17 protein-coding genes are annotated in these 21306 nt (G+C 40.8%); 5 read left to right on the plus strand and 12 right to left on the minus strand.

What is annotated here, in order from left to right; translation table 11 throughout:
* Positions 1–8 precede the first annotated feature (8 nt).
* Genes dnaE through lpxB form a run of 3 tightly spaced genes read right to left on the minus strand, consistent with a single transcriptional unit; the run spans position 9 to position 5252 of the window.
* Positions 9–3500, minus strand: coding sequence for a DNA polymerase III subunit alpha (gene dnaE, locus QT16_RS00230; protein WP_039484336.1), 3492 nt, complete (start codon positions 3498–3500; stop codon positions 9–11).
* Positions 3501–3502: 2 nt separating this feature from the next.
* Positions 3503–4105: a ribonuclease HII gene (gene rnhB, locus QT16_RS00235; RefSeq protein ID WP_039484339.1), complete on the minus strand. Its 603-nt coding sequence runs from the start codon at positions 4103–4105 to the stop codon at positions 3503–3505.
* A complete protein-coding gene (gene lpxB / locus QT16_RS00240) occupies positions 4095–5252 on the minus strand; it encodes a lipid-A-disaccharide synthase (RefSeq protein ID WP_039484341.1) in 1158 nt (385 codons plus the stop codon). The genes rnhB and lpxB overlap by 11 nt, the downstream gene beginning before the upstream one ends.
* Before the next feature lie 301 nt (positions 5253–5553).
* On the opposite strand from lpxB, the gene QT16_RS00245 reads away from it, so the two are divergent.
* From QT16_RS00245 to cydC, 5 genes are read left to right on the plus strand one after another with little or no spacing between them, the layout of a single operon-like run.
* Positions 5554–7137 (plus strand): cytochrome ubiquinol oxidase subunit I, encoded by a 1584-nt coding sequence (locus QT16_RS00245; protein WP_002958301.1) that lies wholly within the window; start codon positions 5554–5556, stop codon positions 7135–7137.
* Complete coding sequence (gene cydB, locus QT16_RS00250) at positions 7134–8273, plus strand: cytochrome d ubiquinol oxidase subunit II (protein WP_039484345.1); 1140 nt, start codon at positions 7134–7136, stop codon at positions 8271–8273. Before QT16_RS00245 ends, cydB begins: the two co-directional genes overlap by 4 nt.
* 12 nt (positions 8274–8285) lie before the next feature.
* Positions 8286–8450, plus strand: a complete 165-nt coding sequence (cydX, locus tag QT16_RS00255) for a cytochrome bd-I oxidase subunit CydX (RefSeq protein ID WP_002958303.1) — start codon at positions 8286–8288, stop codon at positions 8448–8450.
* Positions 8440–10233 (plus strand): thiol reductant ABC exporter subunit CydD, encoded by a 1794-nt coding sequence (cydD, locus tag QT16_RS00260; RefSeq protein ID WP_039484351.1) that lies wholly within the window; start codon positions 8440–8442, stop codon positions 10231–10233. The genes cydX and cydD overlap by 11 nt, the downstream gene beginning before the upstream one ends.
* A complete protein-coding gene (gene cydC / locus QT16_RS00265) occupies positions 10226–11971 on the plus strand; it encodes a thiol reductant ABC exporter subunit CydC (RefSeq protein WP_039484354.1) in 1746 nt (581 codons plus the stop codon). Before cydD ends, cydC begins: the two co-directional genes overlap by 8 nt.
* Here the strand turns inward: cydC and QT16_RS00270 are convergent.
* The 9 genes from QT16_RS00270 to QT16_RS00310 form a co-directional block, all read right to left on the minus strand.
* Positions 11954–12346: a septal ring lytic transglycosylase RlpA family protein gene (locus QT16_RS00270; protein ID WP_039484357.1), complete on the minus strand. Its 393-nt coding sequence runs from the start codon at positions 12344–12346 to the stop codon at positions 11954–11956. The genes cydC and QT16_RS00270 overlap by 18 nt on opposite strands.
* Before the next feature lie 148 nt (positions 12347–12494).
* Positions 12495–13265, minus strand: coding sequence for an acyl-ACP--UDP-N-acetylglucosamine O-acyltransferase (lpxA, locus tag QT16_RS00275; RefSeq protein ID WP_039484358.1), 771 nt, complete (start codon positions 13263–13265; stop codon positions 12495–12497).
* 2 nt (positions 13266–13267) lie between these two features.
* Positions 13268–13720, minus strand: coding sequence for a 3-hydroxyacyl-ACP dehydratase FabZ (gene fabZ, locus QT16_RS00280; RefSeq protein ID WP_002958310.1), 453 nt, complete (start codon positions 13718–13720; stop codon positions 13268–13270).
* Between the two features lie 26 nt (positions 13721–13746).
* A complete protein-coding gene (lpxD, locus tag QT16_RS00285; RefSeq protein ID WP_039484361.1) occupies positions 13747–14769 on the minus strand; it encodes a UDP-3-O-(3-hydroxymyristoyl)glucosamine N-acyltransferase in 1023 nt (340 codons plus the stop codon).
* A gap of 7 nt (positions 14770–14776) precedes the next feature.
* Positions 14777–15295 (minus strand): OmpH/Skp family outer membrane protein, encoded by a 519-nt coding sequence (locus tag QT16_RS00290; protein ID WP_002958312.1) that lies wholly within the window; start codon positions 15293–15295, stop codon positions 14777–14779.
* An 11-nt stretch (positions 15296–15306) separates the two neighbouring features.
* On the minus strand, positions 15307–17778 hold the full coding sequence (gene bamA / locus QT16_RS00295) for an outer membrane protein assembly factor BamA (RefSeq protein ID WP_024596248.1): 2472 nt from the start codon (positions 17776–17778) through the stop codon (positions 15307–15309).
* 100 nt (positions 17779–17878) lie between these two features.
* Positions 17879–19231 carry a sigma E protease regulator RseP gene (rseP, locus tag QT16_RS00300; RefSeq protein WP_002958314.1) on the minus strand — a complete coding sequence of 451 codons (1353 nt, stop codon included), beginning with the start codon at positions 19229–19231 and terminating at the stop codon, positions 17879–17881.
* Between the two features lies 1 nt (position 19232).
* Positions 19233–20438 carry a 1-deoxy-D-xylulose-5-phosphate reductoisomerase gene (gene ispC, locus QT16_RS00305; protein WP_039484370.1) on the minus strand — a complete coding sequence of 402 codons (1206 nt, stop codon included), beginning with the start codon at positions 20436–20438 and terminating at the stop codon, positions 19233–19235.
* Positions 20435–21301, minus strand: coding sequence for a phosphatidate cytidylyltransferase (locus QT16_RS00310; protein WP_039484373.1), 867 nt, complete (start codon positions 21299–21301; stop codon positions 20435–20437). Before QT16_RS00310 ends, ispC begins: the two co-directional genes overlap by 4 nt.
* Positions 21302–21306: the final 5 nt, after the last annotated feature.

Below are 21306 nucleotides of genomic sequence, written 5' to 3' on the forward strand. Positions count from 1 at the left end.
CTACCTAATTAGTTAAATTCTAGTTCTACATCTTGCGCAGCCATTAGTGATAACTTATGGATTAAGTCGTCACTTGGCGTAACACACCATTCGATCCCAAGAGTTAATTGCGCCAACGCATCTGGACGTTGGTAATAAACCTTGATCGGACACGTTCCCATTTTATAGGGTTCGAGTACTTTTTGTAATTTATCGAAGAAACCTGCCTCGATTTGCACCATGTTCAGCGTCATTTTAATCGCTTTAATACGCTTTTCACGCGCTTGAGCAATGGTGTTTATTTCTCTGGCGGTCATTGTAATACCACCGGAGAAGTTATCAAAGCTGACCTGTCCAGATATTACCAAGATATTGTTAACTTGGAGCATATCTTGGTACTTTTCAAACTCGTCTGAATACAAGCGTACATCAATCCGTGCACTCTTGTCATCTAAAGTTACTAAGGCCCAACGATTTCCTTTTTTATTAATTAATACCCTAGAAGCAATAACTAAACCAGCTGCCGTTGCAAACACATCACGATTAGTTGGCTGTAAATCTACTATTTTTCCGCTAGTGTAATGCCTAAGCTCACGGCGGTACTGATTTATCGGATGCCCAGTTAAATAAAGGCCTAGCGTCTCTTTTTCGCCATCTAACCACTCGTTATCAGTAAGCCCTGTGGCTTTAATAAAAGCTTGTTCAACTTCATCAGGCTCAGTAGCTAATAAACCAAATAAGTCACTTTGTCCTAATTGCTCAGCTTTGTTGTGTTGATCGGCCGCACGCATAGCATCTTTTAAACTGGCTAGTAATGTAGCACGCCCAGATTGGGTTTTCTCTGGTCCTAATTGATCCAAAGCACCTGCGTAAATTAATTTTTCAGTAACACGTTTATTTAAGCGTTTTAAATCAACACGGGCACAAAAATCAAATAAATCTTTAAATGGGCCGCCTTTTGCACGCGCTTCTAAAATTGCTTCAACCGGTGCCTCACCTACGCCTTTTATCGCGCCAATGCCGTAAACAATTTCACCTTCAAGGTTTACTGTAAACTTAAACTCACCTGCATTTACGTCTGGTGGTAATAAGGTGAGCTTCATGTTTTCACATTCATCCACCAAAATAACTATTTTGTCGGTGTTATCCATATCGGCCGACATTACCGCAGCCATAAACTCTGCAGGATGATGCGTTTTCATCCACAATGTTTGATACGATACAAGTGCGTAAGCTGCTGAGTGAGATTTGTTAAAACCGTAACCTGCGAACTTTTCTACCAAGTCGAAGATTTTTATCGCAAGCTCGCCGTCAATGCCGTTATTTCTTGCCCCATCTTCAAACGTTGAACGCTGCTTTGCCATTTCTTCGGGTTTTTTCTTACCCATTGCACGACGCAGCATGTCGGCGCCACCTAGCGTGTAACCTGCTAGTACTTGCGCAATTTGCATTACTTGTTCTTGATACAAAATAATGCCGTAGGTTGGATCAAGTATTGGTTTTAAGCTTTCGTGCTGATACTGCGCATCTGGGTATGAGATTTCTTCTCGGCCCAGTTTTCGGTCGATAAAGTTATCTACCATGCCTGATTGCAGCGGACCTGGGCGGAACAAGGCCACAAGTGCAATCATATCTTCAAAGCAGTCGGGCTTAAGGCGGCGTACTAAGTCTTTCATACCACGCGACTCTAGCTGGAATACAGCAGTCGTTTCGGCTCGAAGTAGCAACTCAATACTTTTTTTATCATCCAGTGGAATGGTGTTTATATCAACGGGGTCTTTACCTTGGCGCTTCATGCGCACATTGGTCATATCGACCGCCCACTGCAATATAGTCAGTGTACGTAAACCCAAGAAATCGAACTTAACTAAGCCGGCTGTTTCTACATCGTTTTTATCAAACTGTGTTACTGGAAACTTACCTTCGTCATCGCAATAAAGCGCAGCGAAGTCGGTAATAGTGGTTGGCGATATTACTACGCCACCCGCATGCTTACCGGCATTACGTGTACACCCTTCAAGGATGCGACACATGTCGATTAAATCTTTTACCTCATTGTCGCCATCGTAGGCTTCTTGCAAGCGTGGTTCTACATCAAACGCTTTGGCAAGTGTCATACCGGGGTCACCCGGAATCAATTTTGAAATTCGATCAACAAACCCGTAAGGATGGCCAAGCACTCGCCCTACATCGCGTATTACCGCTTTTGCAGCCATGGTACCAAAGGTAATAATTTGCGAAACCGCATCTCGACCATACAAAGCCGACACGTGATCAATTACTTCGTCTCGTCTATCCATACAAAAATCGACGTCGAAATCGGGCATTGATACACGTTCAGGGTTTAAGAATCGCTCAAAGAGTAAGTCAAACTCAAGTGGATCAAGGTCGGTAATTTTAAGTGCGTACGCAACTAACGAACCCGCACCTGAACCACGACCAGGTCCAACTGGAATATTATTATCTTTACTCCACTGAATAAACTCCATTACGATTAAGAAGTAACCTGGGAATCCCATTTGGTTGATTACACCGAGTTCAATTGCAAGACGCTCATCGTATTCAACACGTTTTACTTTTCTATCTTCTTCGTCGGGGAATAAAAACTGTAGTCGCTCTTCAAGGCCATCTTCTGACACTTTAACTAAAAAGTCTTCAATTTTAAGCGAGCCGGTTGGGTAATCAGGTAAAAAGTAAGTACCTAATTGCACAGTTACATTACAACGCTTAGCGATTTCTACGGTATTTTGTAGGGCTTCTGGAATATCGCTAAAAAGCTCAGCCATTTGCTCTGGTGTTTTTAGATATTGTTCTTCAGAGAACCGTTTAGGGCGGCGCTTATCATCGAGCGTGTAACCATCAAAAATAGCAACACGAATTTCGTGCGCTTCAAAGTTTTCGGGCTTTAAAAACACCACTTCGTTGGTGGCTACAACCGGTAGTTGCTCTTTAGCAGCAAGCTCTACCGCCATGTGTAAGTAATCTTCTTCAAGCGGTCGATTGGTGCGAACAAGCTCTAGGTAGTAGTTATCGCTAAAATGCTGCTTATAAAAACTAACAACCGATTCAATTACAGTCGGATTATTTTTTAATAACGCTTTACCTAAGTCACCGTCTTTAGCGCCTGAGAGAATAATTAAGCCTGCTTTTAGCTCAACTAACCACTCGCGGTCAATCACAGGGCGATGAAATACATGCCCACGCTGATACGCTTTAGATATTAATAAGGTAATATTTTTATAGCCGTCGTTGTCTTTGGCTAATATGGTTAAGCGGCTTGGCTCATCAGGAAACTCTGGGCTACGAACCCAAAAGTCAGCACCCACTATAGGTTTAATACCTGCATTATGCGTGGCGCCATAAAAACGCACTAAACCACAAAAGTTCATTTGATCAGTAATTGCAATGGCTGGCATTTGCAGCTCTTGCGCTTTTGCGACTATTGGCTTTGTTTTAGCAAGGCCATCAACCATCGAAAAGTCTGAATGAACTCTTAAATGAACAAAATCAGGAGCAGCCATGCTTAGCCCTCACCATTGACTTGCGCCAAAACCCGCTGCACAGGTTTAAAGCTTTTACGATGCTCGTCAATTGCACCGTATTGTTCAAGTGCTGCAAAGTGCGCTTTAGTGGGATACCCTTTGTGCCCTGCAAAACCATATTCTGGGTGGCGTTTATCAAGTTCAAGCATTTCGTCATCGCGTGCTACTTTAGCTAAAATAGACGCCGCTGAAATTTCGGCCACTAAGCTATCACCTTTAACAACAGCTTGTGCTGGCATAGTGAGTTTTGGCAATCGATTACCATCTATAAATACAAATTCAGGTTGTGTGCTTAATGCCTCTACTGCGCGAGACATGGCAAGCATCGTTGCGTGCAGAATATTTAACTCATCAATTTCTGTTGGACTGCAGCGTCCATACGCGTAGCACAATGCTTTTTCTTTTATTTCAATTGCAAGTGCTTGGCGTTTTTTATCCGTTAGTTTTTTAGAATCTGCTAAGCCTGCAATTGGTTTAGTGGGATCTAAAATAACGGCGGCAGTGACTACATCACCAACAAGTGGGCCGCGCCCTACTTCATCTACACCAGCAATTAAGGATACATTGGGTCTATCAATCTGCATTTATTAACTCCGCCACAGCATTGGCTGCTTGTTCACTGGCATTTAATCTAATTTTTCCGTGAATAGCTAAAAAGCGTGCTTTTAGCTCTTTGTTATCTGTGTTGAGCATAGGGGTAAGTGCGTTTGTTAAGTTAGTCACATTACACTCGGTTTGTAAAAACTCAGGCACTAGCTCTTCGTCGGCTAATAAATTAGGCAGCGAAAAGTACTTAATATTAAACGTAAATAAAGTTTTAAAAATCCAATAGCTCAAAGGCTTTATTTTATAGCCCACAACCATTGGCTTTTTATAAAGCATACCTTCAAGTGTTGCAGTGCCCGACGCTAATAAAATAGCATCAGCAGCTTGCATCGCTAATTTAGACTGCCCATCAAGCAGGTTAACATTAAGGTTTGGTGCAGTAGCTTTTAATATATCACTAAACTGCGCTTTGCGTTTTTCGTTAACTAACGGCACCACAATTTTAAGATTGGGGTTTTTAGCTTGCAGCTCTGCGGCTGTTTTAATGTAAGTCTCGCTTAGCAAACCAACTTCAGAGCCTCGACTACCAGGTAGCAGCGCCAGTACTTTGTCATCAAGGCTTAAGCCGAGTTCTTCACGTGCTTTAGTATCGTCGTGCTCAAGCGCTATGTCGTCAGCCAAGGTATGCCCCACAAATGTACATGGCACTTGGTGCTTATCGTAGAACTCTTTTTCAAATGGTAATAATGCTAACACTAAGTTAGTGGCTGCACTTATTGTATGAATGCGCTTTTCGCGCCACGCCCAAACAGACGGACTTACATACTGTACGGTTTTAATGCCCGCATCTTTAAGTGGTTTTTCTACACGTAAGTTAAAATCGGGTGCATCAATACCTATAAATACATCAGGTGGGTTATCTACAAAATGCTGCACGAGTTGTTTACGTATTTTAAGCAAACGTGGTAAACGCCCTAGCACCTCAACAAGCCCCATTACCGAAAGCTCATCCATGTCGTAAAGTGTTTTACAGCCCTGCGCTTGCATTTTAGGTCCTGCTATTCCTTCAAAAATAGCGTCCGGAAAGTGTTTTTTAAGGGCTTTAATTAATCCTTCACCTAAAATATCGCCCGACAGTTCACCTGCCACAATACCAATACGTAGTTGTTTTTTATCTTTATTCATTTGATTTTATTTCACAAGTAAACCAGGCGTTCATGCTTGTTAGTTTACCGTGTTTTACTGTTTGGTTAAACGCTTTAAATAACTGGTTTTTTATTACCTAAGTTAAGGCTTTATGTTGTTTGTTTTTAATACTGATGTAGCATAGGAAATATATATTACGCTTTACTAATATGTATGTTGACAAAGATTGCACAAACGTAAATACTATTACAAACTTTCAGTAATTACTGAAAGTTCATTAAAACTTAACTTTGCCAATAAAATGTTGCCCTGTTAATCCGTCACTCTCAAGGAGCCAATAATGATAGATGAAACCTTTGTGGATCTATCGCGATTACAGTTTGCTGTTACCGCTCTCTTTCATTTCTTATTCGTACCGTTAACGATAGGTATGACCTGGATTTTAGTTATTATGGAATCGGTTTATGTTATGACCGGTCGCGAAATTTATCGTGATATGACTAAGTTTTGGGGAAAATTGTTTGGTATTAACTTTGCTATTGGTGTGGCAACAGGCCTTACCATGGAATTTGAGTTTGGTACTAACTGGTCTTATTACTCCCATTATGTAGGTGATGTTTTTGGGGCTCCCCTGGCTATTGAAGGTTTAATGGCATTCTTTTTAGAATCGACCTTTGTGGGTATGTTCTTTTTAGGCTGGGACAGGCTTTCTAAACGCCAACATTTAGGCGCGACCTTTTTAATGGCCATTGGTACTAACATGTCGGCGCTGTGGATTTTAATTGCCAACGGTTGGATGCAAAACCCAGTAGGCGCTGAATTTAACTATCAAACCATGCGCATGGAAATGACCAGTTTTGCAGAGCTTGTGTTTAACCCTGTAGCCCAAGTTAAGTTTATTCATACTGTATCGGCAGGTTATGTAGCAGCGTCTATGTTTGTGCTTGGTATTAGTAGCTGGTACATATTGAAGGGTCGTGATTTAGCATTTGCTAAACGCTCTTTTTCAGTCGCATCGGGCTTTGGTTTAGCGTCAATTTTGTGTGTAATTTTACTCGGTGACGAATCAGGCTACGAAGTAGGCGAAGTCCAAAAAGTGAAACTTGCCACAATTGAAGCCGAATGGCACACAGAAGAAGCTCCGGCTGCGTTTACCGCATTTGGTTTTCCTGATTCAGAAGAGCAAGTAACACATGCGGCGGTTAAAATACCTTACGCACTTGGGTTAATTGCTACTCGCTCACTTGATGAGCAAGTAACGGGTATTAACGACCTAGAAAAACAACATGAAGTACGTATTCGCAACGGTATGATTGCTTATGAATACCTTACAAAACTCAGAAACGGTGAAGATACGCCAGATAATATTGCCAAATTTAATACTCTAAAAGATGATTTAGGTTATGGCTTGCTACTTAAGCGCTACACACCAGATGTTGTAGATGCTACTGAAGAACAAATTCAAAAAGCAGTTAAAGACTCTTTTCCTAAAGTAGGCCCTATGTTTTGGTCATTTAGGATTATGGTTGCCTGTGGTGTGGCCATGCTAGGTGTATTTATATTGGCATTTTACTACAACGCACACCGTGTTATTGAGCAAAAACGCTGGTTGTTATGGGCTGCCGTATTGAGTATTCCACTACCTTGGATAGCGATTGAATTTGGCTGGATTGTTGCCGAGTATGGTCGCCAACCTTGGGCTATATCTGAAATACTGCCGACCTTTTTAGCCACGTCGTCACTAACAGTAAACGATATTTTAATTAGCTTAACTGGGTTTATTGTTTTCTATACTGGTTTAGCCATTGTGGAAGGCTGGCTGATGATCCGCTTTGTTAAGCAAGGGCCAAGCTCGCTACATACTGGTAAGTATCATTTTGAATTACCAAACAAAGCTGATAAAACTGAAGGAGAGCAATCATGATTTTTGATTATGAAACATTAAAAATGCTTTGGTGGTTGATCATTGGTGTGCTGCTTATTGGTTTTGCTATTACCGATGGTATGGATATGGGCGTTGCTATGTTGCTTCGCCTCGTTGGTAAAACAGATTCAGAGCGCCGCACAGTAATAAACACAATTGGCCCGCATTGGGATGGTAACCAAGTATGGTTTATAACTGCAGGCGGCGCGTTATTTGCGGCGTGGCCTATGGTTTATGCAGCTGCATTTTCGGGCTTTTACTTTGCCATGATGCTAGTACTCTTTGCTTTGTTTTTTAGACCACTTGGATTTGATTACCGCAGTAAAGTAGACTCAAAACGCTGGCGCAATAACTGGGATTGGGGCTTGCTTGCAGGCAGCGCAATTCCAGCATTAGTATTTGGTGTTGCGTTTGGTAATTTATTTTTAGGCGTACCGTTTAATATTGATAACCTTATGCGTGTTAGCTACCAAGGATCATTTTTTGGCTTGCTTAACCCATTTGGATTACTTGCAGGTTTAGTAAGTATTACCATGTTAGTTGCGCATGCGGGTATGTGGTTACAACTTCGAACAGCAAGTGTGGTCGCAGAGCGTTCGGGTCAATATGGCCGCTATTCTCTTATTGTGTTTATCGTGTTATTTGCTGCAGCTGGTTTTTGGGTGGCTAACTTAACGGGTTACCAAGTTGTATCTATGGCTGATACACAAAGTCATGCAGATCCTCTAGCTAAAGTAGTCACTACAGCGCAAGGTGCTTGGCTTAGCAATTACAGCACCCGTCCGTGGACTATGACCTTTCCTATTTTAGCGTTTGTAATGGCATTAAGTGCGCTTGTGTTTTCAAAATTAAATAAACCTGCACTTGGACTTATTTCAACAAGCTTAATGTTAATTGGCGTAATTATGACGGCCGGTGTTTCTCTGTTCCCATTTATTATGCCATCGAGTAACAACCCTAATATTAGCTTAACAATTTGGGATGCGGTATCGAGCCATAAAACGCTCAATATAATGTTTGTTGCAGTGTGTATTTTTGTACCACTAATTTTGTCCTACACCACTTGGTGTTACGTAAAAATGTGGCGCAGAGTAACGGTAGAAGAAATTGAAAACAACACTCATGGTAGCTACTAAGGAGACTAAACAATGTGGTATTTCGCTTGGATTTTAGGTGTACTTTTGGCCTGTACCTTAGGTGTAATAAATGTAATGTGGTACGAATTTCATCAAAATAAAAACAGCATTGCTGATGATGAACAAGCCATGCACGATTTATTAAATGATGCTAACAACACAAAAGATGACGACTAACCCCCGACCAGATCGCGCGCAGCAGCAATCACTGCGCGCTTTTTTAAAGCGTCAAAGTAAACCCGCTGCAGTGTGGTTAAAGTTAAGCATTGCACTGGGTACTTTTAACGCATTACTGATGATTGCAGGTGCTTATTTACTGGCTCAAGCTATTCATAATGTAATGTTTGAAGGTAATAACTTAGCCCAAGTCACTCATTTATTATGGCCCTTAGCAGGCATTATTTTATTGCGCGCGGTGTTTTTAGTGTTAAGTGAACGCTTAAGTGCATTTGCTGCGCTTAAAATAAAATCGGCTATGCGCCAAACACTTCTTCATAAGCTCAGCTTACTTGGGCCTAGTTATATAGAACAACACGGCCAAGGCGCTACATTAAATACCCTGCATAATGGCGTTGAAGCACTTCACGACTATTATGCTAAATACTTGCCAGGTGTTGCTTACAGCGCGCTTATTCCGCTGGCAATATTGGTTGTTATTTTTCCGACAGATTATAAAGCTGGGCTGATATTTTTATTAACCGCCCCACTTATTCCTTTTTTCATGATTTTAGTAGGCTCTAAAGCCGAAGCTTTAAACCAAAAACGCTGGAAGCAACTTGCTGTACTGGGCAATTACTTTTTTGACCGCGTGCAAGGTTTAACTCAGCTAAAACTATTTAATGCAACACGTACCGAGCTTAAACAAATAGCTAAAATTTCAGATGATTTTAGACACGCGACACTCGATGTTTTAAAAATCGCATTTTTATCATCATTTGCACTTGAGTTTTTAGCTACCATTAGCGTGGCACTCGTTGCCGTAATTATTGGTTTTAGACTATTTTTTGGCACTCTTGATTTTGCCACTGGCTTTGTGGTGCTACTTTTAGCGCCTGAATTTTATTTACCACTGCGCCAGCTTGGTAGCCATTACCATGCACGTTTACAAGGTATTAGTGCGGCGGCCGATATGGTTGCGATTTTAAATGCCCCACTGCCAAGTGACGTAAATGCGCCAGTAACTACAAGCGCACCTGAAAACAATTTAACTTTAAATACAATTAATTCAATAAGTATTACCGACCTTAATTTTATATACCCAGGTAGTAACGAAGGGATCAAAAATATAAATTTAACACTGCCAAATAAAGGCTTAATTGCAGTTGTGGGCAGTAGTGGCTCAGGTAAAAGTACGTTGTTTGATTGTCTATTAGGGTTTCACCCTGAAGTGATTAACAACCTATCTGTTAATGGGCAGAGTTTAAGTACAACCGATATTACTTACTTGCAAAATAATATTGCATGGATACCACAAAAAGCGACGCTATTTTACGACACCATTGCTGCCAACATTAAATTGGCCAAACCCACTGCCACACAGCAAGAGCTTAAACACGCGGCAAAACAAGCTGGTGTGCTTGAATTTATTAATACCCTACCCGATGGTTTTAACACGCTGATAGGTGAGCAAGGCGAAGGGCTTTCTGGCGGTCAAAAACAACGTATTGCACTGGCTCGCGCATTTATAAAACAAGCACCAGTCATAGTGCTTGATGAGCCCACTGCGCACCTTGATAGCCAAACAGAGCTGCTTATTCAAGATGCTATTAATGAATATGCTAAAAACAACTTAGTGTTAGTTATTGCCCATAGATTAAATACCGTTAAACATGCCAGCAATATCATTGTGATGCACGATGGAAAAATAGCTGAGCAAGGTGACTTTGAAACACTTGCAGCGCAAAATGGTGCATTTGCTGACTTACTAAAAACGGCTGAACAAGGGGTGGCGCATGCGTAATTTTATTCGCTTATTAAAGCTTTGTGCTCCTCATTACAAAGCTATGCTATTGGGTACATTTTTAGCAACGATTACGGTATTAGCTAATGTGGGCCTATTGGCTATATCTGGCTGGTTTTTAGCATCAATGGCCGCTGCTGGTATTGCGGGCGTACAAATGAATTATTTTACTCCTGCCGGCACGATTCGTTTTTTAGCAATTGTGCGAACAGCATCGCGCTATGGCGAACGCCTAGTTACTCATAACGCCACGTTTTTATTACTAAGTGAAATACGTACCAATGTATTTGCAACGTTAAGCAAGCTTAACAATGTTGATTTAGCAATGAGCCGCAGCGCTGATTTAGTTAACCGATTACAAAACGATGTAGACGCACTCGACAAATTTTATTTAAACGTTTTACTTCCTATGCTGGTCGCTCTTTTAAGTGTGCCAATCATCATGCTGTTTATGTCGGCCTATAATGGCAACGTCGCCCTTATTTGCTTTACTGGCATTATACTTATTGGTGTGGTTATACCTGCCCTACTCAGCGTAAAGCTCACTAAAAACAGCCACAAAGAAACACAACTTAGTGCACAACTTCGCTCTGAGCTTTCAGATACACTTACAGGCCTTAGAGAGCTTAGTATTTATCAAGCCCGTTCGCAGCAGCTTAATAAGTGCGACGAATTAAGCGAGCAGTACAATCAGCAATTATTTATTCGCCACAAAGCACTGGCAAACTCAGATGGGTTAAGCTTGTTGGTTGTTCAATTAGCGATGCTTGCTAGCATAGTAACCATTGTCCCACTGGTTTACGCAAGCAGTATGGTAAATGTAGAACTTGCTATGTTAAGTTTATTTGTACTGGCAAGCTTTGAAAGTGTATTGCTACTACCCAATGCGTTTATAGAGCTTCCGAGTGTTTTAAAAGCAGCAGAGCGATTGTTTACACTTGAAGATAAGGCTGCTAGTTCGCAAATTGAAAGCACACATATAGACGTTGATGAAAACTTTAGCGCGCAAAACCACACATTGCTACTTAACAATATTAGCTACCAGTATGGTGAGCAGACGGCACTAACGAATGTTAATTTTGAACTAAAGCCCCAGCAAAAGGTAGCGATTGTAGGTAGAAGCGGCAGCGGTAAAACGACGCTTGTAAATTTACTTACTGGTTTATGGCCTTTGCAACAAGGCAGCATAACGCTAAACAATCAAAATAGCGTTGTTGACTTACATTCGTTAAATAATGATATACGCGCAAATGTTATAAATATACTCGCCCAGCAGCACCATATTTTTGATGGCACATTAAGTGAAAACTTACGTTATGCCGCGCCAAATGCAACCAAAGAGCAAATGATTGAAGCGCTCGCATTAGCTCAATTGAGCCCATGGTTTAATGAGCTAAAAGAAGGTTTAAAAACACGATTAGGCACTGGCGGGCGTAACGTGTCGCAAGGCCAATCTAGGCGTATAGCCATTGCCCAAGCATTACTTAAAAACCCTGCTATTTTAGTTCTTGATGAACCAACAGAAGGTCTTGATAATCAATCTAAGCAAGGGGTAATGCAAGCAATAATGCACGTTATGAATAACGCCAGCGTGCTCACAATTACGCACGACCCCGCTCTACTTGCTCAAATGGATAATGTTGTATGGTTAGAAGACGGCAAAGTAGTCGCACAAGGCTCTCATAAAGAGCTCAGTAGCACTTATCCCGACTATGTTGCGCTAACTACCCGGTTTTAAAACCGTTACTGATACATCAATAACGCCGACTTTAGGGTCGGCTATCTTTTTAAACATACTCTTTGATAAATCAATAATACGACCTCGCACATACGGGCCTCTATCGTTAATTCTTACCGTGACTGATTTATTATTAGCGAGGTTGGTAACAACGACCTTAGTGCCAAAGTCGCACTCTAAATGGGCTGCTGTGGCGGCTTGTTGGCTAAAGCGCTCTCCGTTGGCAGTTGTTCTCCCGTGATATTTGTCAGCATAAAAAGATGCTTTACCAACTTGAGTAACCTCTCCAATAGATGATTTAACAATAGGTTGGCTACTACAAGCGGCTAAAACTGAAGTAATAAAAAGAGTGACAACTAACTTAGGTAAACGCATAGGATGACTTTTATTATACAAATTGGATGCATACTAACTTGAGCTCGCTGAGTATTAACTGAATTAGGTCTAAACCGTGGGCAATAAAAAACCACCTTCGATTTATCATCTAGGGTGGTTTTTTTATGCTTAAAGCAAAACGCGCGAATTATCTTACAATCCCGCGCTCTGAGCTTTTAACAAAGTCGACCATCAATTTCACAGCAGGGTACTTTGCAGCATCTTCACTAAGCGATTCAATCGCTTCGTCTGCACCTAAGCTTTTACGGTAAAACGCTTTGTATGCACGGCGTACAGCCATAATTTCATCACTTTCGAAACCACGACGTTTCATGCCTTCTTTATTGATAGCAGCAGGACCTGCTGGCATACCAATAGTAGTAACAAAAGGTGGTACATCTTTGTTAACACCTGAATACATACCAATAAAGGCATGTGCACCAATTTTACAAAACTGATGAACTCCCGAATTACCACCTAAGATAACCCAGTCGCCTACATGTACATGGCCAGCCACACTTGCATTGTTAGCAAAAATTACGTTATCGCCAATTACCGCGTCATGTGCAACGTGTGTATAAGCCATAAATAAGTTATTACTACCAATTTTAGTAACGCCTTGGTCTTGAATTGTACCACGGTGAATAGTGGCACATTCACGGATAACATTGTTATCACCCATGATTAATGTGGTTGGCTCGTTGTTGTATTTTTTGTCTTGGCAGGCTTCGCCCACAGACGCAAACTGAAAAATATGATTGCCAGAGCCAATAGTTGATGGCCCTTTAACAACAACATGAGACTCAATAATACAGTTATCACCGATAACAACATCATTGCCAATATAACTATACGGACCAACTGAGACATTGTTGCCTAGTTTAGCGCCAGGTTCGATTATTGCTGTAGAATGGATCACTATTAAAACTCTCTTCTCGCACACATAATTTCGGCACTACACACTACTTTGCCGTCGACTCTAGCTTCTGCTGCAAACTTCCAAATGTTTCGACGTTCTTTTAAAAACTCAACATGAAGATGCATTGTATCACCTGGGATCACTGGCTGTTTAAAACGTGCGTTATCAACAGCAGCAAATAAATATAATTCGTTTTCACTACGATTTTCTACTGTTTTAAAACCTAATAAACCTGTAGCTTGCGCCATTGATTCTAATATTAGCACACCAGGAAAAATTGGCTGATTTGGGAAATGGCCAGTAAATATAGGTTCGTTTATAGAAACATTTTTAATAGCATGTAAAGATTTGCCAGGTGTAAAATCAATAACACGATCAATTAATAGCATCGGGTAACGGTGCGGTAATAAACTTAAAATTTCTTGAATATCAAGGCTATTTAATTCGTTTGCCAAAATAGCATCCTTATTAGTGTTCAACGTTATGACTTAGCCAATGCTTCCAGCGCTTTAAGACGAGATTTCATGTCTGAAAGGTTACGCAAGTGAGCTATTGATTTACGCCATTCTTTGTTTGTTGTATGGGGCATACCAGATGAGTAAATACCTGGTTCGGTGATTGATTTTGTCACCATACTCATGCCGGTAATTATAACACCATCACATACAGACATGTGACCATTAATTGCAACCATGCCACCAATTTGACAGTTTTTGCCAATGGTAACGCTTCCTGCAAGTACGGTGCAGCCCGCGATTGCGGTGCCTGAATTAACTTCAACGTTGTGCGCTATTTGACACTGATTATCGATAATAACATTGCTATGGATAATGGTATTGTCCAGTGCGCCACGATCAATTGTCGTGCTTGCACCAATTTCAACTTTGTTACCTATGATCACAGAGCCAAGCTGAGGTATTTTTACCCATTGCCCGCGTTCGTTCGCATAGCCAAACCCATCACTACCTACAACACTATTTGCTTGAAACAAACAATCTGAACCAATTTCAACATCGTGATAAATAGTCACACTAGACCAAAGCTTAGTGCCAGAGCCTATTTTAACACGTTCTCCGATAAAACTGTTCGGACCAATTTGCGCATTGTCACCTATCACCGCATCAGCTTCAATGACTGCATTAGCACCTATAGCGGCGCTGTCACTAACAATCGCTGTTGAATGAACAGTGGCACTTGGATGTATACCCGTCGGGGCTGAGCGTGGTGTTGTATCCATAAATTGCGCTAATTTTGCGTAACTTACGTACGGATTAGCAACAATAACTTTGCTACCACTAAAGTACTGAGCATCGGCTTGGCTTACTATTACAGCGCTAGCTTGAGTAGTCTCAAGTTGCGAGCGATATTTTGAGTTCGCTAAAAATGCAATATGCCCAGAATGGGCATTTGCAAGTGTCGCTATTTTTTTTATTTCTAAAGCGCCATCACCCTGAAGTTCGGCGCCTAGAAGTTCCGCAATTTGCGAAAGCGTATAATTTTGCATAGAGTGATTATTTCTTACTAACTGCAGCTACAACTTTAGACGAAAGATCAGTTACTTCTTTAGGATTAAAGTAAATTGTTGTGTCTTTTACTTTAACTTCATCGAAGTCGCCGTCTTTAGCAATTTCTTCAATTGTTTTGATGATCACACCTTGAACTTTAGCAAGTTCTTGGTTTTGGCGCGCTTTGATTTCTTGCTCTAAAGGACGACCTTGTTCAGCAAGATTTTTTTGCATGCCTTGGATTTTATCACGTAGTGCATCTTTTTGAGCTTGGCTCATAGTTGTACTTTCGCGTTTGAATTTTTCAGCTTCAAAACGAATATCGCCTTGTAACTTTTCAAGCTCTTGACGACGTTCAGCAAACTCAGTTTGTAAAGACTGTTCAATTTTAGCCATTTGAGGAATTTGCTTGTAGATTTCCTGCATATCAACAATACCTACTTTGTGTGCAAATGCATTCACAGAAGTACCCATCATTAAAGTTGCTAAAACTGCTACAGCTGTTGATTTAAATAATTTTTTCACAAAAAACTCCTTTAGAAAGTGTTACTAATGTTAAAGCTGATGGTTTTCGTATCGTCATCTTCTTCTTTTTGCAATGGATACGCAAAACTGATCAGCATTGGACCCATTGGAGAGATCCATTGTAATGAAAGACCGGTTGAAACCCTAAAGCGCATTGGGTCTGAATAGTCATCTAATTTAGCACGTTCATCAACGCCTAAGTTTTGATAGCGGTCTACGTTAAACTCAGTATCCCATACGTTTGCAGCATCAACAAAGAAGCTAGTACGTACAGAGCTGGTATTTTCTTCATCTAAGAATGGCGTAGGAACAATTAGCTCCATACCTGCCACTGCTTTAGCATTACCACCAATACGGCCTTGTGGCACTAAAATATCAAATTCTGATGCGCCACCAATGCTACCGGTTGTAGTACCGTCTGCACCTGGCGTACCCGGAATAGACTGCGGTATACGCGATACAGCACGTGGTAATATTGTATTACGGTCAAAGCCACGAAGTTCCATTTCTGTTATACGGAAGTACTCTTGGAATGGAAGTGTTTGCTCATACCCGTTTGTAGAACCATAACCATTACCATAACCAAGCGCTGCACGCGTTGAGAATACCCAACGGTGGTCATTTGATATAGGCCAGTAAAAACGCGAATCGTAATTCAGTTTAAAGTACTGAAGATCTGAGTTAGGCGTTGTTGCTGTTAAGTTTAGAGTTTGACGCGAACCCGCTGTTGGGAATAAACCACGGTTAACGGTGATACGCGACCAGCCAACACTCAGCTCATACTTAGTAAAGTCAAAGCCTGCATCTGGGTTATCTGGATCTAAGAATGTTTCACGAAGTACACGCGTTTGCTCGTACTCTGCAATATCCGAAAGCTCTTCTTTAATCCAACGGGCGCCAAAGTTAACACGATTTACAGCATCAATTGGAAAACCAATATTTGTGCCTAAACCATAACTTTTTGATTTGTACTCAACAAGGCTAAATTTACTTGCATCGTAGTTTCTGTAAAAGATGCTACTGCCTTGCGATACACCATCTGGCGTAAAGTATGGGTCTGTGTACGATAAGCTTAAGCTTTCAGAACCTGTAGACGTATTAAGGTTTAAACCAATTTGGTTACCTGTGCCTAAAAAGTTAGATTCTGTTACACCAATATTAAACTGCAGACCTAAGTAAGAACCATAAGCAAGGCCTGCATTAAAGCTACCCGCTGATTGCTCTTTTACAGTAAAGTCTACATCTACTTGGTCATCCACACCTGGTACAGGCACTACGTTAAAATCAACAGTTTCCATATAAGGCAAACGTTGAATTTGTAGTTTTGAACGCTCAAGGTTTTGATTAGATAACCAGGCGCCTTCAAGTTGTGTCATTTCACGGCGAAGTACTTCATCAGCTGTATTTTGGTTACCACCAACAATAATACGACGAACATATACACGCTTACCTGGATTAACCGATAGTGTTAGTTGTACTTCTTGCTTTTCGTCGTCAATTTCTGGAATTGTACGTACTTCAGCATTAGCGTAACCAAAACGTGCTAAGTAGCTTTTAATAAATTCTTCTGACGAAGTAACTACAGAACCGTTATAAAGCTCACCCGCTCTAAGTGGGATAACACTTTTAATTAAGTCTTCACGGCCAAGCAAGTCACCAATAAAGTCAAAGCCTTTAACGGTATATTTTACGCCTTCAGTTAAGTTAGCTGTAACGTAAACTGATTCACGTTCAGGGCTCACTGATACTTGCGTTGAATCGATATTAAAACGTAGGTAACCACGGTCTAAATAATAACTACGAATTTTTTCTAAATCGCCTTCAATGGTTTGCTTTTGGTAGCGATCGCTACCCATAAACTGCCACCAAGGTAAATCTTGCTGTGATTCAGCAAGTTTAAGAAGCTCTTCATTAGAAAAAAGTTCATTACCCACTAAGTTAATTTGTCGGATAGAAGCTGCATCACCCTCATCAAACTCTAATTTAAGTTTAACGCGGTTACGAGGCAACTTAGTAATACTGATATCTACTTTAGCGTTGTATTTACCAATACTGTGGAAAAACTCAACTAAGCCTTTTTCGATACTATCGATAACGGTTTTATCAAGTGGCTCACCTTGGCGAATATCTTGCTGATCAAGAGACTCATTAAGCTGCTCGTCTTTAATGTCTTTATTGCCTTCAAACTCAATGAAGCTGATGGTAGGACGTTCCGTTACTTTAAAAATAACGTTGTTGCCATCACGAAGGGCTTTTATGTTATCAAAGTGCCCAGAACGATAAAGTGACTTTATTGTTTTTGAAATCGTATAGTCATCAACATTATCGCCTACGTTAATAGGAATATGTGTTAGCGCTGCACCAAGTGCTACACGCTGCAAACCTTCAACTTTCAGGTCTTCAACAATAAAGGAGTTTTGGCCTAGGGCTGCAAAACTTGCACCCAATAAACTTGTTACTGCCAAATGTTTTTTTATAGCCATTTTATTATCTTTATCCTTTACAACTGTATTACCGCATAACACCCTACTAAAGTGGTGCTTTACAATCGTGTTCTAATTAGTAATTTGCCACGCTGTAAAACTACAAACGCGATACATCATTGAACAAAGCGAAACATGTTAGAAAAATGAGCAACAAGGCGCCCACTTTAAAACCAAACTCTTGTGTCTTTTCAGAGACCGGCTTTTTACGAAAAAGTTCAATTATGTAATACATTAAGTGTCCACCATCAAGCACTGGTAAGGGTAATAAATTAAATACACCCAAGTTAACGCTTATTAAGGCTAAAAAGCTTAAAAAGGCCACTAACCCATAGCTTACGCTAGTTCCAGCGCCTACTGCAATGCCCACAGGGCCACTTAAATTCTTAACCGAAACCTGGCCTGTAATTAAATTACCAATCATATCAAAACTGAGTGTAATTAAGCGCCACGTTTCTTTTGTGCCTCGCACGATACTATCGAGCGGGCCGTAATGTCTAGTCTCTACATAACCATCAGGCCATTGCTGTACAACAGGAGCAACACCTAAAAAGCCTTGCTCAATACCGTTATTATCAATGCGCCCTTTAGGGGTTACTGTAATGGCTTTTATAGTATCTTGTCTTTTTACACTAAATTGTAAAGATTTGTTAGCTGATTGCGTAATAAGATTAACTAATTGCTGCCAATTGCTTATTGTTTCACCGTTTACAGCCAAAATTGTGTCATTAACTTGTAAATTAGCGTGTTCTGCAGCTGAATCTTTAGTCACGGCGGCAATTGTTAAAGTTGCTTGAGGTCTAAACGGTACAATACCTAACGAGCTTAGTGGAGGTACGTCTTGCTGATCTAGTTTCCACCCCTCTAAATTAAGGGTTTTAACACGTGGTTGAAGGTTTTTATCGCGCACTATCACTTCAACGCTTTCTTCACCTAAATTAGACATAAGTGCAAACGTGGCATCTTGCCATGTCGTTATATCATCATCGCCAATTTTTATAATATGTTGAGAAGGCATAATGCCCGCTTGCTCTGCCCGGCTACCCTCGGTAATGCTACCTACCACAGGCTTTACCGACTGCACACCCACCATATACATTACAGCAAGAGCAAAAATGGCAAACAAAAAGTTGGCCATTGGACCCGCTGCAACTATGGCAATACGTGCTTGTACAGATTTAGCGTTAAACGATAAATGGCGTTGGTTTGCCGGCACGTCATCAACACGCTCATCAAGCATTTTTACATAACCGCCTAATGGAATAGCGGCAATCACGTATTCGGTATTATATTTATCGTGCCATTTTAACAATGGCTTACCAAAGCCAATTGAAAAACGCAGCACTTTAACGCCCATTTTTCGTGCAACCCAAAAATGGCCATATTCGTGTATGGCCACTAAAATACCAAGCGCTAAAATAAATGAGCCAAGATTCCAAAAAAAATCAAACATATTAATGCGCCACTTTTGTTATAAATTCTGAAGCGCTAATACGCGCTAATTTATCGCACTCTAAAATTTCATCTAAGCTTTGTACATTGGTATACGTTGCAGCTTCAAGCGTTTGTGCATTTATTTTGTATATATCAGTAAAACCAATTTTACCGTTTAAGAATGCACTTACTGCTATCTCATTTGCAGCATTAACCGTTGTAGTCGCGCCCTGCCCTGCACTACACGCATCAATCGCTAATTGTAAATTTGGATAGCGAGAAAAGTCAGGCTTGGTGAATGAGAAATCACATATATCAGAGAAGTTTAACTGTTTAACGCCTGCATTAATTCGCTCCGGGTATGCAAGTGCATGGGCAATTGGCGTGCGCATATCAGGGTTACCCATTTGCGCTAAAATAGAACCGTCATGATATTGCACCATTGAGTGAATAATACTTTGTGGATGAATCACTACGTCTATATCACTGGTGTCGCAATTGAATAACCACTTAGCTTCAATAAACTCTAAGCCTTTATTCATCATAGTGGCCGAGTCTACTGATATTTTTTGACCCATCGACCAGTTAGGATGCGCCACGGCTTCACTTACAGTTACATCTTTTAGTGTGTTTATATCGCGCGTTAAAAACGGGCCACCAGAACCGGTTAGCAAAATTTTACTTACGCCATGTTGCTGTAAATTTTGATCGCCTTTGGCATTTTGTAACGAAGAAGGTAGACATTGAAAAATAGCATTATGTTCGCTATCAATTGGCAGCAAGGTCGCTTTATGTTGTTTAACTTTATCAATAAACAACTGACCTGACATAACTAACGATTCTTTATTAGCAAGGAGTACTTTTTTACCTGCTTCTACTGCACTTAATGTTGGCAGTAAACCAGCTGCACCTACAATTGCCGACATCACGACATCAACATCTGGGTGAGCACATAAGTCGCACATTGCTTGCTCGCCGTGCATAACAAGCGTTTGGCATGGTGTATTAGCTAAATAAGCAGATAGCTGCTCAGCGGCTTGCTGGGTAGCCATAATCGCATAAAGTGGTTCGTGTTCAATACACAGTTCAGCCATTTTTTTTGCGTTTTGCCCTGCAGCTAAAACAAAAACATCAAATAACTCTTTATTGCGCGATACAACATCTAGTGTACTTAAACCAATTGAACCTGTTGCGCCTAAAATAACCAGCACTTGCTTTTGGCTCATAAACTAAGAGTCCACGCATAGCACATTACAAACATTGGAGCTGCAGCCGTTAAGCTGTCAATGCGATCTAAAATACCGCCGTGCCCAGGTAAACAACGGCCGCTATCTTTTAAACCGGCTTCACGTTTAAACATGCTTTCCAGTAAATCACCTACCGCAGAGAACAATGCAATAAATGCAGTCATTATCGCGTAGATAGGCCAAACACCTAAATCAACATCGGTAAAGTGACAAAATGCTAAAACAAAAATGATAGAAGCGACTACACCGCCTGCTAACCCTTCAATTGTTTTATTAGGGCTCACTTTTGGCATAAGTTTATGCTTACCAAAGCTCTTACCTGAAAAATAAGCGCCTACGTCTGCACTCCACACAATACCCAATACGACTAAAATAAGTACAGAGCCAAAATGTGTTGATTCAGCATATTGCGCACTGCGCAGCGTATTTAGTGCAAGCCATAACGGCACAAGTGTTAATAAACCTGCAATGCCGCGCATTACTAAACCTTCATTCCACGCTTTAGCCATTTCTGGATAGCGCCAAATTAAATAACTAGCAACAATCCACCAAGCAAACGAAAGCGTAAATAAGTAATTTGCATCACCTACTAGCTTGCCATTTTCCCATAGTGATTCAATAGGCCAATGTAAATTAAGCAGGCCAAGTAAGGCTGCAATCAATACAACAAAAGCACCACGTTTGAGCTTATCGCATAAACCCATAAACGCAGACCATTCCCATGCGCCTAATAATACTATTGCACCGGCAAAGTAACTAAATAACGTAAGCGGTGTATAAAAAACCAAAGCTAATGCCGATGGTGCAAGCACAAGTGAGGTTAAAATTCGTTGTTTTAACAAAATGT

Origin of the sequence: Pseudoalteromonas distincta, from assembly GCF_000814675.1 — a bacterium.
Lineage (GTDB): Bacteria > Pseudomonadota > Gammaproteobacteria > Enterobacterales > Alteromonadaceae > Pseudoalteromonas > Pseudoalteromonas distincta.

Excerpts from the sequence above, each read along its gene's own strand:
- dnaE (WP_039484336.1), bottom strand. The coding sequence starts at position 3,500 with ATGGCTGCTCCTGATTTTGTTCATTTAAGAGTTCATTCAGACTTTTCG.
- rnhB (WP_039484339.1), bottom strand. The coding sequence starts at position 4,105 with ATGCAGATTGATAGACCCAATGTATCCTTAATTGCTGGTGTAGATGAA.
- lpxB (WP_039484341.1), bottom strand. The coding sequence starts at position 5,252 with ATGAATAAAGATAAAAAACAACTACGTATTGGTATTGTGGCAGGTGAA.
- QT16_RS00245 (WP_002958301.1), top strand. The coding sequence starts at position 5,554 with ATGATAGATGAAACCTTTGTGGATCTATCGCGATTACAGTTTGCTGTT.
- cydB (WP_039484345.1), top strand. The coding sequence starts at position 7,134 with ATGATTTTTGATTATGAAACATTAAAAATGCTTTGGTGGTTGATCATT.
- cydX (WP_002958303.1), top strand. The coding sequence starts at position 8,286 with ATGTGGTATTTCGCTTGGATTTTAGGTGTACTTTTGGCCTGTACCTTA.
- cydD (WP_039484351.1), top strand. The coding sequence starts at position 8,440 with ATGACGACTAACCCCCGACCAGATCGCGCGCAGCAGCAATCACTGCGC.
- cydC (WP_039484354.1), top strand. The coding sequence starts at position 10,226 with ATGCGTAATTTTATTCGCTTATTAAAGCTTTGTGCTCCTCATTACAAA.
- QT16_RS00270 (WP_039484357.1), bottom strand. The coding sequence starts at position 12,346 with ATGCGTTTACCTAAGTTAGTTGTCACTCTTTTTATTACTTCAGTTTTA.
- lpxD (WP_039484361.1), bottom strand. The coding sequence starts at position 14,769 with ATGCAAAATTATACGCTTTCGCAAATTGCGGAACTTCTAGGCGCCGAA.
- bamA (WP_024596248.1), bottom strand. The coding sequence starts at position 17,778 with ATGGCTATAAAAAAACATTTGGCAGTAACAAGTTTATTGGGTGCAAGT.
- rseP (WP_002958314.1), bottom strand. The coding sequence starts at position 19,231 with ATGTTTGATTTTTTTTGGAATCTTGGCTCATTTATTTTAGCGCTTGGT.
- ispC (WP_039484370.1), bottom strand. The coding sequence starts at position 20,438 with ATGAGCCAAAAGCAAGTGCTGGTTATTTTAGGCGCAACAGGTTCAATT.